We start from the raw sequence: 16,553 nt of genomic DNA on the forward strand, positions 1-16,553 counted from the left end.
GGACAGCGGTTTAAAACCACAATAAGAGTGTTCACAAAATGGCTACATTATTTTTTTGAGCAATCCCCTTGCAAAAGTTTGTGAAGTATTGCACAATAAGAATGTGAAATACTTCACATATGAAAAACAACCTAGTTTTACTCAGGAGGATGAGATAAATGACAAACGAAAAAGTAAACAAAGTAGCACTTATTGGAGCAGGTTTTGTCGGCAGCAGTTATGCCTTTACATTAATAAATCAAGCAATCACAGATGAATTGGTAGTCATCGATTTGAATCAAGACAAAGCAATGGGTGACGTCATGGATTTAAACCACGGGAAAGCATTCGCCCCGCATCCTGTGAATACTTGGTATGGAGATTATGAGGATTGTCAGGATGCTGACATTGTATGTATCTGCGCTGGTGCAAACCAAAAGCCAGGTGAAACGAGACTTGATCTTGTTGAGAAAAATTTAAATATATTTAAAGGCATTGTAGACAATGTGATGAAAAGCGGATTCGATGGTATTTTCTTAGTTGCTACGAACCCAGTTGATATTTTGACATATGCGACTTGGAAATTCAGTGGACTGCCAAAAGAACGAGTGATTGGTAGTGGAACAACGCTTGATACGGCAAGATTCAGATACATGCTTAGTGAGTACTTTGAAGCAGCGGCGCACAATGTGCATGCGTACATCATTGGAGAGCATGGGGATACAGAGCTTGCTGTTTGGAGCCATGCGAATATCGGAAGTGTACCAATCACAGAATTAATGAAGAGAAATGACCAATACAAACAAGAAGATTTAGACGACATCATGGAAAATGTCCGTCATGCCGCTTACCAAATCATTGAGAAAAAAGGCGCGACTTATTACGGTGTAGCGATGAGTTTAGCCCGTATTACTAGAGCCATTTTACACAATGAAAACAGCATTTTGACTGTCAGCACTTATTTAGATGGAGAATACGGAGCAGAAGATGTCTACATTGGTGTACCTGCCCTTGTGAACCGAAATGGTGCAACTGAAATTATGGAGCTTGCACTGAATGACACAGAAAAAGAAAAGTTCGCACACAGTGTGAATGTGTTAAAAGAAATTTTAGCTCCTCATTTTTAATCAATCAAAGGCAACCTATCTGAGCAGAAAAGGATGAATCACTATGTGGCAGCAAATATATGATCCGTTTGGTAATGAGTTCGTCAGTGCATTGGTGGCCATGCTTCCAATCTTGTTTTTTCTACTTGCATTAACTGTATTTAAGTTAAAAGGTGTATTAGCCGCTTGTTTTACCTTGATCGTCAGTTTTGTAACAGCTGTTTTCTTCTTTCATATGCCAATTGAAAAAGCATTATCTGCTGTGGTGCTCGGTGTATCTAATGGGCTGTGGCCGATTGGATATATCGTCATCATGGCCGTATGGCTCTATAAAATTGCTGTGAAGTCTGGAAAGTTTGATGTCATTCGTTCTAGTATTGCAGGAATTTCTCAAGATCAACGGTTACAGCTCTTATTAATTGGTTTTAGTTTTAACGCATTTTTAGAGGGAGCCGCTGGATTCGGTGTACCGATTGCGATTAGTGCCGCTCTTTTAACAGAGCTTGGGTTTAAACCACTGAAAGCCGCCATGCTCTGCTTGATTGCAAATGCTGCGTCTGGCGCTTTTGGTGCAGTAGGTATTCCGGTTATTACAGGGGCGCAAATGGGAAATATGACGCCGCTTGAGCTGTCTCAAACCCTTGTGTACACCATTCCGTTTATTTCTTTCTGTATCCCGTTTCTGCTTATTCTCATTGTAGACGGCTTTAAAGGGATCAAAGAAACGCTTCCGGCCTTGCTTGTTGTGAGTGGAAGCTACGCGATTCTGCAGGCTGTTACAATGGTCACGATGGGCCCTGAGCTTGCCAATATTATTTCAGCTTTAGCGAGTATGGGAATTTTGGCTTTATTTCTTCGAAAATGGCAGCCGAAACATATTTATCGTGAAGCAGGGGCACCAGCCATTGAGAAGAAACAAACGTATAGCGGGGTTGAGGTGCTGAAAGCATGGTCTCCGTTTTATATTTTAACTGCCGTCATTACTGTATGGAGCCTACCAGCTTTTAAAGCATTATTTGCTGAAGGAGGACCGCTCAACTGGACAACCATTTTAGTGAAAATGCCGTTTCTACATCAGCAAATTGTGAAATTACCACCTATTGCTCAAACAGAAACACCGATTGATGCGATCTTTAAAATTGATGTTATTAGTGCAACAGGTACCGCCATTCTAATTGCAGTGATGCTGACAGGATTGTTCAGCAGACATATTACATTAAAAGAAGGGGCTACCTGCTTAAATGCAGCGGTCAAAGAGCTTTGGGTCCCTGTTCTTACAATTTGTTTTGTTATGGGCTTTGCCAATTTGGCGAACTTTGCAGGTCTAAGTTCTGCTATCGGACTAGCGCTTGCTAAAACAGGCGATTTATTCCCGCTTGTCAGCCCAGTGCTTGGCTGGATCGGCGTGTTTATTACGGGGTCTGTTGTGAGTAACAATGCCTTATTCGGTAACCTTCAAGCAGTCACCGCTTCTCAAATTGGCTCTCAGGCAGGTTTGTTAATCGGGGCAAATACGACCGGTGGTGTGATGGCGAAATTAATTTCTCCACAATCCATTGCCATTGCAACAGCAGCTGTTGGAGAAACAGGTAAAGAATCTGAGCTCTTCCAGAAAACAGTGAAGTACAGCTTCATTTTGCTCGGCATCGTATGTATATGGACATTCATTCTTGCTCAATTTATATAGGTTGATCGATTGATTGAAAAATGGAAGACTGAGAGATTTCTCAGTCTTTTTTTATGTGGATTCTCGTGTGACAAGCCGAGTAGGTAGCTGAATATGTTCACGTTGTAATGGTTTTTGATCTTGTAGCAGCTGAATCATTTGTTTTACAGACTGCTGGCCAAGCTCGACGATGGGGATGTCGATGGTCGTGATCGTTGGTGCTGTCACCTCGCAAATGTCTTGATTGTCATAACCGATCACCGCTAAATCCTTAGGAATGTGATATCCATATGAAATGGCTTGTTTAATGAGGCCTGCTGCCACTTGATCATTGCCGGTGAAAATCGCATCCGGCGCATCCGGCATCCGGTGGATTAAGTCCATCAAACGAAAGCCGTCCTCAATGGTAAAAGCCTCGCCGAACAGCCAATCTTCTTTAAGCGGCAAACCGTGATCAGAAAGCGCATCAAGATAGCCTTGCTTTCTTTGTTTTTGCGCTTCACTGCTTTCTGTATCAAAGCAAAATCCAATGGATGTACGCCCTGATTGAATCAAGTAGTCAACCGCTTTATAGGCAGCTTCCCGCTCATCATATCCGATAATCGGAATGTCTGCTGTTTGATGAAATTCATTTGCCATGACGATCGGGCCGTTTGCTAAAAATGGCTCGATTGTTTCCCACTTATTTTCTAACGCCCCCAATATGACACCATCTACTTCTTTTCTTTTTAATAATTGAAGCCCTTCAAGTTCTACTGATTCTTGATAAAACGTCTGTAGCACGATGGCTTTATACCCTTGATCCAGCGCTTCCTTTGAAATGCCTTTAATCAATTGTGCAAAAAAAGGATGGTCCACAGCTGGAACAGACACAGCAATGGTTTTTGTCTGATGTGACCGAAGGGTGCGGGCTGCTGAGCTTGGTGTATACTCCATTTCCTTCATCACCTGTAAAATGTGCTGGCGTTTTTCTTCGGATACATATGGATGGTTGTTCAGCACCCGAGAAACAGTGGTCGTTGAAACCCCGCAGCGTTTGGCAATTTCATAAATTGTACACATATTAACAAATCCTTTACACAAAGTTATTGTTCTGAAATCGATAACATCATTTACAATGTGAAACAAGTTAAATATTAACAAATGGAATTGATTAATTGGAGGGAATGGAATGCAAATATTGACGAAGATATCAGGTAAAAGCAAGGATTATCTACCGTTGCTGGATATGATCAATCAAGGTGTTCAAGTAAAGGCTGATTCAGTTGAAAAGAATCTAGCGAATGATAAGCTTGCTGCGTTCCTTGAGCAAGATATTGCGCGTACAGGTTTGGAAAAAATTCTCTTCCATTATAAACAAAATAAGGAAAAAAAGATACCGTTCCTGCCGGTCGATAAACTGATTTCGGAGGATGAGATCGATGACATTATGCAGGTGCTGAAAGAAGTATTAAGTTCAGGCCGTTTTACATCAGGCCCTTATATTCCAAAGTTTGAAAAGACGCTCGCAGCATACTTAGGGAAAAAATATGTCATTGCCACATCAAGTGGAACAGATGCCTTGATGATCAGTTTAATATCAGCAGGCGTCCATCCTGGAGATGAGGTCATCCTGCCTGCCAACAGCTTTGCTGCAACAGAAAATGCAGTGCTTGCGATTGGTGCGGTTCCAGTCTATGCCGATATTGATCCAGACACCTACTGCCTAGCGCCGAATGAAATAGAAAAGCATATTACAGATAAGACAGTATGTATTCTCCCGGTTCATTTGTATGGAAAGCAAGCGGATATGAAGGCCATTTCGACGATTGCGAAACGGCATGGTCTATCGATCATTGAGGATGGCTGTCAGGCGATTGGCAGTAGCGGGCTTGGGGAATTTGGGGATGGACTTGTTCTCAGCTTTAATCCTTACAAAAACCTTGGAGTTTGCGGAAAGGCAGGAGCCATCGCGACAAATGATGAAGCCCTAGCCGAAAAATGCATGGAAATCAGCTATCACGGCTTTGAAGCAGGAAAGAAAAACGTGAAGCGCAGTGACTATGGCTTTAATTCTAAGATTGATAACTTACAGGCCGCAATCGGGCTAGAACGAATGAAATATTTAGGTTTGCAAAACTTTAAACGCTTTTACTTGGCAAAGAGATACATAGATCAGCTGCAAACGCTGGAAGACGAAGGCTATATAAAGCTTCCGAAGCTGACAGAGGATCATGTATGGCATCTATTCCCGATCAGAGTGGTGAAGGGAAGCCGAGATGAGCTGGCAGAGAAATTACTGGAAATGGGCATAGAAACAGACGTCTATTACCCAATTTTATCGCATCAGCATCAAACGAATCTTGTTTCTCAAAAGTATAAACAAACGGCACTTCCACATACGGAAAAAGCCGTACAGCAATTACTCCATTTGCCGCTTTATCCAGGTATGCCGCTGCAAGATCAGGAGAAAGTCATCGAGGGGGTCCATTATGTTATCAAATCTTCCATTCAATAAAAAGCTTTTGCATCAACCGCAACATCCGCAGTGGATCGTCTTCTGTGATTTCGATGAGACCTATTATTCTCACGGAATGACCGAGGAGCAGAGAGAGGATGTAAAACGGTTGGAAGCTTTTGTGGCAGAAAAGAGCGAAGCCGGACAGCTCATGCTGGGCTGGGTGACGGGAAGCAACCTCGATTCTGTTACGAGCAAAATGGAGAAAGGCGGTTTCTATCAATTCCCGCATTTTATTGCGTCGAATTTAGGAACTGAAATCGTGTATACATCAGATGGGAAATTTGGACAGCCGGATGCAGAATGGATGAAACGGCTTGATGCACAGGGCTTTTCAGACGAAAAAATTGAAGATATTCTGCAAGCCATACGTGAAAAGGGGATCACCCTTAGGCCGCAAACGCAGCTAGGCAGCTCTGGGTATAAAAAGAATTTCTATTATCAGGAGCAGGATGAACGAACAGATCTCCATCATCTATCGTTCATCCAAACACTTGCGAAGGAGCGGGGAGTGGCGGTGAACATCAACAAATGCAACCCACTTGCGGGTGACCCTGCGGATTGTTATGACGTTGATTTTTTACCAGTGGGAACAGGGAAGGATGAAATCGTTCGTTTTATGCTGAATCAATATAACCTGTCAAAAGATAAGGGTTTTGCTTTTGGTGATAGTGGGAATGATCTGCGGATGCTTCAATCCGTCACGCACGGCTTTCTTGTCCAAAATGCAACAGCCGAAGCCAAACGGCACCATCATCAAATTTGTCATCATGGGTATGCAAAAGGAATCTATGAAACATTGAAAACAGTGATGTATAAACATGAGGAGGCACATTCATGAAGAAAATTGGAATTGTTGGAGCAGGGAATATTGCAAAAGCACATGCTAGAGCATTATCAACGATCAAAGGTGCAGAATTATCTGGGGTCTATGACTTGCACGAATCCGTGGCACAAGGGTTTATTAAACAGTACGGCGGACGGGTGTATGCCAGTATCGAAACACTAGCGGATGCATCAGATGGATTGATCATTGCTTCCCCTAACTTCTGTCACAAGGACCATGCCCTTCAGGCGCTTAGAGCAGGACAGCCGATTTTATGTGAAAAACCGATGGCTGTATCGTTAAAAGAAGCGAAGGAAATGGTGGAGACAGCCAAACAGTTCCAGGTTCAAGCCAGTATGGGCTTTAACTATCGCTATTTATCCTTTGTGAATATTTTGAAGAACTTGATCGCCAATGGTGAATTAGGACGCGTTTTGACAGTACGGACACATTTTAAGAAAAATAGTGCCCTTAGAAGAAAGACATTTTCGTGGAGAGACAGCGGCGAAAGTCTTCGTACAAGCGGTGCTTTAGGAGATTTAGGGATTCATTTGATTGATATGCTGTGGTACTTATTTGGCAGTGAAATGAAAAAAGAATCCCTTAATACGAAGATGCTGACACATGTAAAGGAAAAAGAAGAGAAAAAGGTACAGGTTGATGACCATACCGAAATTTTTGGGCAAATGGAGAATCAAGTGTTCTTTCATTTGGTGACGTCCAAAAGTACGCAGCCGGAGGAATGTGGATTTAGTGTAGAAGTGGTGGGGCATGACAAGGTTTTTAAATACCATACAAACATGAAAAACGAATATGAGATCAGTGATGGCTTGTGTGTAGAGCGTCATCAAATGCCGCAAACATTGCTGACAGATCCGCCGAATGAATTTTATGGATGGTCTGATACATTCCGTGATCAGCTGATGCATTGGGTAAATACAAACTCATATCCATCTCATATGAAGGTAGCTGATTTTGCAGATGGTTATCGCGCGCAGGCTGCGCTGAATACGTGCTTCGAGAGGGAAGAGGCTGTCGTCTCTGCCCGCGCATATTAATGAAGAGGTGGAGCGGAGGATATCATGACTCCGCTCCTTTTTAGAGGAAGTGAAAAGATGAAAAAGGTGTTTTATTTTGGCTGTATCTTTTATTTTTTTATTGGGACCATTCATGTGTTTTTTGGCAGTTTAACGCCTTATTTGCTGTCTAGTTATGAGAAGGGTCCTGGGGAATTATCTTCTTTAATCTTCTTTCAGTTTATTGGCTTTTTGACAGGCGTTCTTTTGTCGCCCATTCTTGTGAGGAAAAAAGGCTACGGCGCTGTTTTGACGATGGGATTGCTGCTGATGATCGGAGCGCTTCTTCTTGGCCTTTTGGTACCAGGTTGGACGATTCTTGTGGTGGCAGGTTTTTTCCTTGGGAGCGGTGCTGGCAGTCTTGAGACAACGGCCGGGGCGTATGTCATTTCAATGGCAAACAGTGCAAAGCGAATCAGCATCATGGAGGTCTTTTTTGGATTAGGTGCGCTATTATTTCCTCTATTGATTCTGCTGACTGTGACAGAGGAAACGTGGCATTATGTGTTTTTATTTCAAGTCGGTGCACTGACTTTTTTCCTTATGCTGTGGCTTACTTTTATGAATAAACTCCCTCGTGGACAGATGGCGGCTCCTTCTCAAGACATGAAGAAACCGTCCTTGCTGTTTGATCGAGGGAATCGGATGATTGTGGTGCTGATGATCTGTTTTGCGTTTTTCTACGCAGGAATTGAAACGAACTTTGCGAACTTTTTACCGTCGATCATGCTAGAAAAAGGGGGAGACAACTGGGGTCTTTTTGCGGTCTCTACTTTTTGGACAGCGATCGTCATTGGCAGAACTGTCATTGCGAGAAAAGCCGATCAGCTGCATCCGCTGCGTTTTTTAAAGTTAAGCGCAGCGCTGATGATTGTGCTGCTCGCCGTATTTGCTCTAGCCACCCAAATCGCCGCACAGCTAATTCTTATCTTTTTCATCGGTCTGTGCGCAGCTGGCATGTTCCCCATTGCCTTGACGGCTTCTGCATTAATGATTGAAAATGCCATCGACGAGGCCACGAGTTATTTTATTGCCGCCGCTAGTTTAGGTGGAGCTTGTTTGTCCTTTTTGATTGGGTTTAGCCTTGAGTGGGCAGGTGCGGCAAGCGCCGTCTTTGTTTTCGCCTTTTTAGCTGTTCTCCTTTTTGCGGCTGCCATTCAAATGAATCGATCTCGGAAAAAAGAAACCATACCCACACAGCCGCCGGCGATGAAAGCCGATCGATAAGCAGCTGATCTGGTGGCTTCTCCTTTTGTATAGTTTATCTTCAGAAAAGGTGACGAAGGACTTGTACTAAAACAACGAAAGCGTGAATAACATGTACAAGTCAGCATCAAAAGGAGGACGTCTATGTGGCGGTGTTTTTTGGTTATATCTTTTTAGGGTTGTCACTTTCAGCGCCTGTTGGGCCAGTCAATGCAGCCCAAATCGACAGAGGGATTAAAAGTGGATTTTGGCACGCTTGGATTTTTGGTGTGGGGGCTATGGCTGCGGATATTGTCTATATGCTCCTCATCTATTTTGGTGTCGCCCAGCTTTTGACTGCACCTCTTGTGAAAACCTTTTTGTGGCTGTTCGGCTTTTTCGTTCTGACCTATACCGGTATTGAAAGCCTTCGTAAAATCAACTTGCAGGAAAGTCCAAAGAAGGATGGAGGAAACACGTCGATCGGGCATTCGTTCATGACGGGATTTTTTATTTCTCTTTCGAATCCGCTTAGTATTTTATTTTGGCTTGGAATTTATGGAAGTATTTTGGCCAATACGATTGAAAAGTACGGGGCATCTCAAATGCTGATGTACAGCATCGCTATTTTCATCGGCATGCTCATATGGGATTTCTGTATGGCGATGCTCGCCAGTACGTTTAGACGGTATTTAAATGAACGAATGTTGCACGGCTTATCCGTTCTGGCGGGTCTCTCTTTACTTGGCTTCGGTGCCTATTTTGGATATCAAGGGATCATGGCGCTCATTGGATAGAATGGTTGATAAGAAAAAGGGCTAAAATCTAAATCATTTTAGCCCTTTTTCATATTTGACAGAAATAGGACACTCTTCAATAATGATGGAAGATACATAAAATTGAAGGAGTTTTTGTCATGCGTATGTTCCTGCCAGCATTCAACTATGTGTGTATGCTGATTTTGTCTGTGATCACAGCGACATTTGTTTATACCATGTTGTTTGCCCCACCTGATACGAGATTCAGTTATGTGGAGGTCACCAGTCTTTTCATTTTGATCGCTTATGTCCTATTTGCTGCACCTATCCAAATGGTTTTACACCGTCATCCTGAGAAGTTTCGACGCCGTGATTTATTGGTTTATTTTATCGGGGCGTGGGTGGTTTGTACGGCGCTCGCATTATGGATTGATTATGGTGTTGTCGTCTTTATTAGCTACAAAGTTTATCTATTTAGCTTTTGTGCGGCCTTTATTTATTGGCTGCTTGATTCCGTCTTTTTAAAGAAGAAACAATCATAAAGGCTTTTCCCGTTTTTTCTCTTGAACATGAACGTGTATGACCTTCGAGAGTCCGCTTGATACAAAAGCAAGAGCCGTCATCAGAAGGACCCAATATAGATTGCTAAGGTCAAATCCAGTATAAGCGAAGATGAAAATCATCGAAATCACGGACGTTAATATGAGGACAGGCCATATCCGTTTAAATAGCAGATAACCAACAAATCCCCAAAGGAAAGCCATCACTGGTAGTGTAAATAAGATCAGATACATCGGATGGAGAAAAAGAAGACGCATGTCATTCACCCATTTCTTTTATAATGACCAACTCTATTAGATAGAGGCGGCTAAATGATGATATGCAGAAGCATACTCATACATGATTAGATAAATGGAAGTGAATTCCTGCTTCATCCGGCAAATCAATCACCTTGTGAATGTCCAGTGAAAGTCGTTGAAGGACAGTCACCACAGCTTTTTCCTCCTCATAGGCTATGGAGAAGACGCTAAAACGAGGTGGAAGAAAATGGCCCAGCTGTATGCAAAAAGTTGCCTTGATCAAAATCTACGATCACTGGAAGAATGGAAGCAGGATGCCTTCACGCAGTTTGGAGAGATGGTAGGGGATGAGGCAGATACATTTCCGTGTGTACCAGGCAGACAAGGATTTTTTCTCGATCATTTACGCTATGGATTTGTCGGTGATCCGCGGGGAGAAGAGGCCGTGAATGAATTAGCAGAGCTTTTAAGGGAATACCAAAGCTGCTCTAGGGAAACCGGTCAATATGCTTCGTTCATTTGCTTTTTTGAAACACCGCAGGATATGAAGGAGTATTCGCTCGAAGAGTATGAGGAGCAGTTTTGGTCGGTTGTTCAGCAATTACATCAAAAGGATGAAATGAAATGGCCAGAGGAAATTCCATCAGATCCTGAAAATCATGAATGGGAATTTTGTTTTCATGGGGAGCCTTATTTTATTTTATGCGCGACACCAGCGCATAAGCTAAGAAAAAGTCGTCACTTTCCTTATGTGATGTGGGCCTTTCAACCAAGGTGGGTGTTTGAAAAGATGAACGGTTCCACCACATTTGGTCAAAAAATGAGTAAACTCGTTCGGAAGAGGCTGAAGGCGTATGATCAAGTAGATGTACACCCAGCATTAAAATGGTATGGGGATCAGAAAAATTTAGAATGGAAACAATATTTTCTCTCAGATGATGAGGCGGAGAAACCAGCCTCCGCCAAATGTCCATTTACTGCTTTAAAAAACATGATGAAATTATGATGCGGCCTGATCCTGTTTCCACTTTTTTCTCATAAAGAGTACCATGATGGCAATGACGGCAATGATCCCAAGGCTTATAAAAAAGCCGGGTCGTCCGCTTGCCTCTGTCAGAGTGCCTGAAACAGCCGCACCAATCAAGAGCAGGGCAAGAACCGTTTCACACGTTTGACGAGTAGATGGTTTTGACAGCTTTTTGCTCGAAAGCAGAATAAACACCCATGTGTATAAAAGAGTTAAACCGGCTGCTGTTGTGAGATGCTCATATATGTGTTTGGACAAAAAGAGTGCCAGCAAAATCGAGACAATCAATCCAGCAGCAGTTAACAAGATCGAAGACCATCTAACATGAGATGGTTCTTTTTGTTTAAAACAAGCAGGTGCATCGTGATGTTCCGACATCGTGCCAAGCAGCGTCGTGACTGCATAGAGGGAGGCAACCAATGTGGAAAACCCAGCAATAATGAAAATGCCATTAAAGATATGAAGGAAAATCGATAAATGAAATGGTTCTAGTGATGTAATGAATGGACTGCTATTCTCGTTAAAGGCTGTCACTGGCACAAGCAAAAGCGCAAGTCCGATGGAGACGATATAAATGACAGCAAGAATGATCAGCATCACACGTCCAGATTTTGCGGCGTCTTTCGGGTCTTTTAAATGAACCGCCATCAGCCCCATGACTTCAATTCCCCCGAAAGCATAAAACGCATAAATCAGCCCATTCCATAAACCGAGCGGGCCGAGCGGCATCCATTCATGGTCTTTATTTGGCAGGTGGAGGGTGGGCCTATGCTCTGTGAGAATGCCGCATAAAACAAGAACGGCAAGGACGACAAACAATAGGATCGCCCCGGTTTTCAGCACGGCAAGGACATTTTCCGTCTTTTGAAAAGAAGAAAGCCCAATGATAATCACAAGCAGGGCAAGAGCGGAATAAATCGCTGAAAACACCCATAGTGGAATGGATGGAAACCAGTGACGAGTAAAAAGAGAAATCGCCGTCAGTTGACTCCCTGTGATCAGCATTTCTGAAAACCAATACACCCAGCCATTACTAAAACCCGCCCAGCGCCCATAGGCTTTTCGGGCATAGGAACAAAATGATCCCTTATCTGGGTTCTCGGCTGTCATCGCAGCCAGGTGTTTAAAGACGAGATATGTGCCGACTGCCGCAAGCAAAAATGAAATGCAGACGGAATAACCGGATTTTGTAATAGCGATGCTGGAACCAAGGAAGAAACCAGTGCCGATTGTACAGCCGACTCCGATAAGAGAAAGCTGCCACCAAGATAAAGATTGTTCTTCTTTCAATGCATGTGCAACACCTTTCCGATTCAATAGCATTAGCTTGTGACCGCCTCTTTTTTTTATACATGATCAAGAGGACGTTTTGGGCATACTGTCAACATGGAAAGGAGTGCATGTGATGAACGGAGAATACGTGATTTTACCAAAGGATGGGCTTGGTTTTCGGTTAGGAAAAGGACAATGTATGCGAGTGGTTGATGTCGAAGGGCAGCAAGTAGCAGACGTGATGGCCTATCATGAAAAGGATTTTTATGAAAAATTTGATCAAGGCGCTACAATGGACAGCCTATTCTCTTCCAAGGTGAAAAAGGGAGATCAGCTTTATTCTAATTTATATAAGCCAATGTTTACGGTCATTGAAGATACAGTCGAATGTCATGATTTATATATGCCTGCGTGCCGGCAAGAAATGTATCAGCTCTTATACGGCAGGACGCACCTAGAGGTCATGCATACATGCTACGATAATCTCAGAACGGCTTTTGAGCCATTCGGGATTCCAAAGGAAGATATGTATTATCCTTTTAATGCGTTTATGAATACAGTCATTGATGAAAAAGGAAAGCTGTCTGTCGAGCTGCCAAAATCGCTCTCCGGTGATTACATTCGTCTGCGTGCAGAAATGGACCTCATTGTCGCGGTGTCTGCATGTCCTGCCGACATTGGAAAATGCAATGGCTCAAGCTGTACATCCATCCGGGTGGAGATTGATTGAAAAGGAAAGACCAGTCAAAACGGCTTGGTCTATTTCGTTTGTGAATGTTTGATCATTTATGAAAAAGGGGAACGTCTAAAAAATATCTTTTTTCAAAACATGATATAATAAAGTGGCTAAAATCGTAGGTAAATCAATTGAAATGGAAGTAAAACCTGTTCTCTTCATGTAGAGGATGCTTAGGAGGAAAAGTGTATGAGTTTGCAGAAAAAAATCAGCCAAGAGTTGCATGTGCAGCCCTCAATTGACCCAAAGCAGGAGATCGAAAAACGGGTTGGATTTCTAAAGGCTTACTTGAAAAAGACCGGTGCAAAAGGATTCGTTCTCGGTATTAGCGGCGGACAGGATTCAACGCTTGCCGGCCGTCTCGCTCAGCTCGCTGTAAGTGAGCTTCGTCAAGAAGGAAAAGAGGATGCTGTCTTTATTGCAGTCCGTCTACCGCATGGCACGCAGCAAGATGAAGACGATGCGCAGCTGGCTCTATCATTTATTCAGCCGGACAAGTCTTGGAAATATGACATCGCACCTGCCGTGACGGCATTCAGTGAACAATATCAAAAGGAAACAGGCGGTGCGCTGTCTGATTTTAATAAAGGGAACGTCAAAGCACGTATGAGAATGATCGCACAGTATGCCGTCGGTGGACAGGAAGGCTTACTTGTCATTGGAACGGATCATGCAGCTGAAGCTGTGACGGGCTTTTTCACGAAGTATGGTGATGGCGGTGCAGATGTTCTCCCGCTCACAGGTCTGACGAAACGCCAAGGACGGACGCTACTAGAAGCGCTGCAAGCACCAGAGCGTCTATACTTAAAGAAACCAACAGCCGATCTGCTGGATGACAAGCCTCAGCAAACGGATGAAACAGAACTTGGTATTACGTACAATGAAATTGATGATTACTTAGAAGGAAAACCAGTTTCAGATCAAGCAGCAGAAGCGATTGAAAAACGCTATGTTCAATCAGAACATAAACGTCAAGTACCAGCTTCTATGTTTGATGACTGGTGGAAATAAAATAAGTGACCTCTCCAGTAGATGGAGAGGTTTTTTTATGTCAAATTTCAGCTGAATTTGACAGAATGAAACGAAAATGGTTCATTAATAAGTAGAACGATCTACATAAGTCTGTTTGACTAAATAAAGGGTAAATTGAAGAAGAAGTGGTGAAATAATTAGTTCGATTCACTTAATTTCTCATCAAAAGACAGTATTTTCAGAAAAAATGATTGACGATAAAAAAGAATGCGCTTACAATGAAAACACATTCCAAAAAGTGAAATTGAATTCCACTAGACGGAATAAAAGGAGTCGTTCATCTCCAAATAAGTGGCTAAAGGAATGATTCACACAATGAAAAATCGAAGTGCACTGGAAATATACAAAGAAGGAGGCGCTTGGTGGGAGACTGAGATTAGTCATATTCAAAAAAATTCAATTGAACTTCGGGGCTATCCAATTGAAGAGCTTATTGGTGAATTGTCGTATCCGCAGATGCTTTATCTACTGCTTGTTGGTGAATTACTAGATGATTCGAAGGCAGCTCTTTTTGAAAGTGTTCTTGTCGCAGGTGCGGATCATGGGCCAAGAGCACCGTCTATTGCAGCGGCAAGAATGGCGGTTACGTGCGGCATTTCGTTTAATTCTTCTGTTGCAACAGGGGTGAATCTATTAGGTGATATTCATGGCGGAGCTGGTGAAAAGGCGATGCGTATGTTATACGAAGCCAAAGCAGCCTACGATGAACACGAGGATATCAAGTCTGCTGCAAAGCAAGTATGTCAGACGTGGTTAGCCCGCAAGGAAAAAATTCCGGGAATCGGTCATCAGCTGCATGATGATGATCCGAGAGTGAGACGGCTGTATGAGCTGAGTCAAACATATGTGCAGCAAGGTGATATCAGCGGAACGTACTTACGGTTAGCTGAGGCGATTAGACATGAACTTGAACAATTAAAAGGGAAAAAAATCACGATGAACATAGATGGTGTATCTGCTGCGATCCAATGTGAATTAAACATTCCAGCTGAAGCGGCAAAAGGCATCTTTTCCTTATCCAGAGGAATGGGCATCGTGGCGCATGCATATGAAGAGCTGACAAAAGGTGCCCTAGTGAAAGGTCCTTGTCCGAATGAAGAAAGACTTGTTCGTTATGCGGGGGTCGGGACGCGTCACTTGAAGGAGGGTGAGAGAATTTGAGTGAATTGAAAGCGTTGTCATATATAAACGGCGAATGGCTGGATGCAAACCATGTCAAAGAAGACATTATCAATCCATACTCTGGGGAAATGATCGGTACATCCTATCTTGCATCCTCAGAAGATATAGAACAGGCGCTTTCTATTGCGCAGCAAGCTAAAAAACAATTAGCGGCAATATCAGCATTAGAACGCTCAACGCTTCTAACAAAGGCAGCTGCCTTATTGGAAGAACAAAAAGAGCATTTTGCAAAACTCATTTCTTTAGAATTAGGCAAACCGCTTAAAAATACAAGAGATGAAGTCTCACGATCAATTGAAACGCTGGCGCAGTCAGCCGAAGAAGCCAATCGACTAATCGGTGAGACCATTCCTGGCAATGTATCTTCCCGTGGACAGAGAGCAATGGCGATGACATTTAAAGTGCCGGTTGGGGTTGTGCTGGCGATTACGCCTTTTAATGCGCCTCTCAACTTAATTTGTCACAAAATCGGTCCAGCTTTTGCGGCAGGGAATGCCATTATTTTAAAACCAGCACCGCAAACATCAGCTGTTGCCACAGCGTTTGTTAAGCTCCTGCTTGAAGCAGGGTTTCCAGAAAAGAGCCTGCAGCTTGTGATTGGAGGAGTAGACGCCGGCAGACAGTTAGTCACTGATGAAAGAACCAATCTTGTTTCTTTTACTGGCGGTGCGGTGGGCGGAGAACATATTTCAAACTCTGCTGGATTAAAAAAGGTACTACTGGAACTCGGAGGAAATGGAGCGACGATTGTTCATCATGATGCAGATATCGAGCAAGCCGCATCTCTTTGTGCCAAAACGGGCTTTAGCAACTCTGGTCAAAGCTGTATTTCTGTTCAAAGAATTTATGTTCACAAGCAAATTATGTCGACGTTTACTGAGACACTTAAACAAAAAGTAGAGCAGCTTGTCGTTGGAGATCCGCTGTCTAGTGAAAGTGATATCGGCTGTATGGTTGATGAACAGGCAGCAAAACGTGTGGAAGCATGGATACAAGAGGCAGAGAAAATGGGTGCCGAGCTTTTATCTGGAGGACAACGAAATGGCGCAAGCATCACACCGGCTATTTTGCTAAACCCGCCAAAACAAGCCAAGGTCGTCTGTGAAGAAGTGTTCGGTCCAGTTGTCAGCATTCTCCCATATGAGGAGCTGGATGAGGCAATCAAAGAAGCAAACGATAGTCGATATGGTTTGCAGGCAGGCGTCTTTACGAATCAGCTGGATGTTGCGTTACACGCAGCAAAAGAGCTTGAAACTGGTGGCGTAGTCATCAACGGGACATCGAATTTCAGACTAGATCACTGGCCATATGGCGGGATTAAACGAAGTGGTATTGGAAGGGAAGGCCCGCGTTTCGCCATCGAGGAGATGACCGAAACCAAAATGGTTGTGCTGCCAAATGGTCTATAAAG

16 protein-coding genes are annotated in these 16,553 nt (G+C 43.2%); 13 read left to right on the top strand and 3 right to left on the bottom strand.

The window, feature by feature from the left end:
* Positions 1-158 precede the first annotated feature (158 nt).
* Positions 159-1,106, top strand: coding sequence for an L-lactate dehydrogenase (locus NSQ70_RS01760; protein ID WP_025206699.1), 948 nt, complete (start codon positions 159-161; stop codon positions 1,104-1,106).
* A 43-nt stretch (positions 1,107-1,149) separates the two neighbouring features.
* Positions 1,150-2,772 carry an L-lactate permease gene (locus NSQ70_RS01765; RefSeq protein WP_024718992.1) on the top strand — a complete coding sequence of 541 codons (1,623 nt, stop codon included), beginning with the start codon at positions 1,150-1,152 and terminating at the stop codon, positions 2,770-2,772.
* Between the two features lie 51 nt (positions 2,773-2,823).
* Here the strand turns inward: NSQ70_RS01765 and NSQ70_RS01770 are convergent, their stop codons facing one another.
* Complete coding sequence (locus tag NSQ70_RS01770) at positions 2,824-3,813, bottom strand: LacI family DNA-binding transcriptional regulator (RefSeq protein WP_017358581.1); 990 nt, start codon at positions 3,811-3,813, stop codon at positions 2,824-2,826.
* 109 nt (positions 3,814-3,922) lie between these two features.
* On the opposite strand from NSQ70_RS01770, the gene NSQ70_RS01775 reads away from it, so the two are divergent.
* From NSQ70_RS01775 to NSQ70_RS01800, 6 genes are all read left to right on the top strand, one after another.
* The gene (locus tag NSQ70_RS01775) at positions 3,923-5,248 is read left to right on the top strand and encodes a DegT/DnrJ/EryC1/StrS family aminotransferase (RefSeq protein ID WP_342502393.1); all 1,326 of its coding nucleotides are present in this window, start codon (positions 3,923-3,925) and stop codon (positions 5,246-5,248) included.
* Complete coding sequence (locus NSQ70_RS01780; RefSeq protein WP_342502394.1) at positions 5,223-6,089, top strand: HAD-IIB family hydrolase; 867 nt, start codon at positions 5,223-5,225, stop codon at positions 6,087-6,089. Before NSQ70_RS01775 ends, NSQ70_RS01780 begins: the two co-directional genes overlap by 26 nt.
* Positions 6,086-7,132, top strand: a complete 1,047-nt coding sequence (locus tag NSQ70_RS01785) for a Gfo/Idh/MocA family oxidoreductase (RefSeq protein WP_017358578.1) — start codon at positions 6,086-6,088, stop codon at positions 7,130-7,132. The genes NSQ70_RS01780 and NSQ70_RS01785 overlap by 4 nt, the downstream gene beginning before the upstream one ends.
* 57 nt (positions 7,133-7,189) lie before the next feature.
* The gene (locus tag NSQ70_RS01790; RefSeq protein ID WP_342502395.1) at positions 7,190-8,377 is read left to right on the top strand and encodes an MFS transporter; all 1,188 of its coding nucleotides are present in this window, start codon (positions 7,190-7,192) and stop codon (positions 8,375-8,377) included.
* 125 nt (positions 8,378-8,502) lie between these two features.
* Complete coding sequence (locus NSQ70_RS01795) at positions 8,503-9,132, top strand: LysE family translocator (protein WP_045034613.1); 630 nt, start codon at positions 8,503-8,505, stop codon at positions 9,130-9,132.
* A 119-nt stretch (positions 9,133-9,251) separates the two neighbouring features.
* A complete protein-coding gene (locus NSQ70_RS01800) occupies positions 9,252-9,635 on the top strand; it encodes a UPF0715 family protein (protein WP_041508211.1) in 384 nt (127 codons plus the stop codon).
* On the opposite strand, the gene NSQ70_RS01805 is transcribed toward NSQ70_RS01800, so the two are convergent.
* A complete protein-coding gene (locus NSQ70_RS01805; protein ID WP_024718984.1) occupies positions 9,630-9,911 on the bottom strand; it encodes a DUF2651 family protein in 282 nt (93 codons plus the stop codon). The two genes, NSQ70_RS01800 and NSQ70_RS01805, sit on opposite strands and share 6 nt — an antisense overlap.
* 229 nt (positions 9,912-10,140) lie before the next feature.
* On the opposite strand from NSQ70_RS01805, the gene NSQ70_RS01810 reads away from it, so the two are divergent.
* Positions 10,141-10,899, top strand: coding sequence for a YqcI/YcgG family protein (locus NSQ70_RS01810; RefSeq protein ID WP_024718983.1), 759 nt, complete (start codon positions 10,141-10,143; stop codon positions 10,897-10,899).
* Here the strand turns inward: NSQ70_RS01810 and NSQ70_RS01815 are convergent.
* Positions 10,894-12,243, bottom strand: coding sequence for an amino acid permease (locus NSQ70_RS01815; protein WP_342502396.1), 1,350 nt, complete (start codon positions 12,241-12,243; stop codon positions 10,894-10,896). The two genes, NSQ70_RS01810 and NSQ70_RS01815, sit on opposite strands and share 6 nt — an antisense overlap.
* An 82-nt stretch (positions 12,244-12,325) precedes the next feature.
* On the opposite strand from NSQ70_RS01815, the gene NSQ70_RS01820 reads away from it, so the two are divergent.
* The 4 genes from NSQ70_RS01820 to NSQ70_RS01835 all read left to right on the top strand — a co-directional run bounded on the left by NSQ70_RS01820 (position 12,326) and on the right by NSQ70_RS01835 (position 16,551).
* Positions 12,326-12,922: an urea carboxylase-associated family protein gene (locus NSQ70_RS01820; RefSeq protein ID WP_039166482.1), complete on the top strand. Its 597-nt coding sequence runs from the start codon at positions 12,326-12,328 to the stop codon at positions 12,920-12,922.
* Positions 12,923-13,117: 195 nt separating this feature from the next.
* Complete coding sequence (gene nadE, locus NSQ70_RS01825) at positions 13,118-13,939, top strand: ammonia-dependent NAD(+) synthetase (protein ID WP_024718980.1); 822 nt, start codon at positions 13,118-13,120, stop codon at positions 13,937-13,939.
* Between the two features lie 324 nt (positions 13,940-14,263).
* Positions 14,264-15,121 (top strand): citryl-CoA lyase, encoded by an 858-nt coding sequence (locus tag NSQ70_RS01830; RefSeq protein WP_255816847.1) that lies wholly within the window; start codon positions 14,264-14,266, stop codon positions 15,119-15,121.
* Positions 15,118-16,551 (top strand): aldehyde dehydrogenase family protein, encoded by a 1,434-nt coding sequence (locus tag NSQ70_RS01835; protein WP_342502397.1) that lies wholly within the window; start codon positions 15,118-15,120, stop codon positions 16,549-16,551. The genes NSQ70_RS01830 and NSQ70_RS01835 overlap by 4 nt, the downstream gene beginning before the upstream one ends.
* The last annotated feature ends 2 nt before the right edge of the window (positions 16,552-16,553 follow it).

Origin of the sequence: Bacillus sp. FSL R5-0397, assembly GCF_038593395.1 — a bacterium.
Classification (GTDB): domain Bacteria; phylum Bacillota; class Bacilli; order Bacillales; family Bacillaceae; genus Bacillus; species Bacillus altitudinis.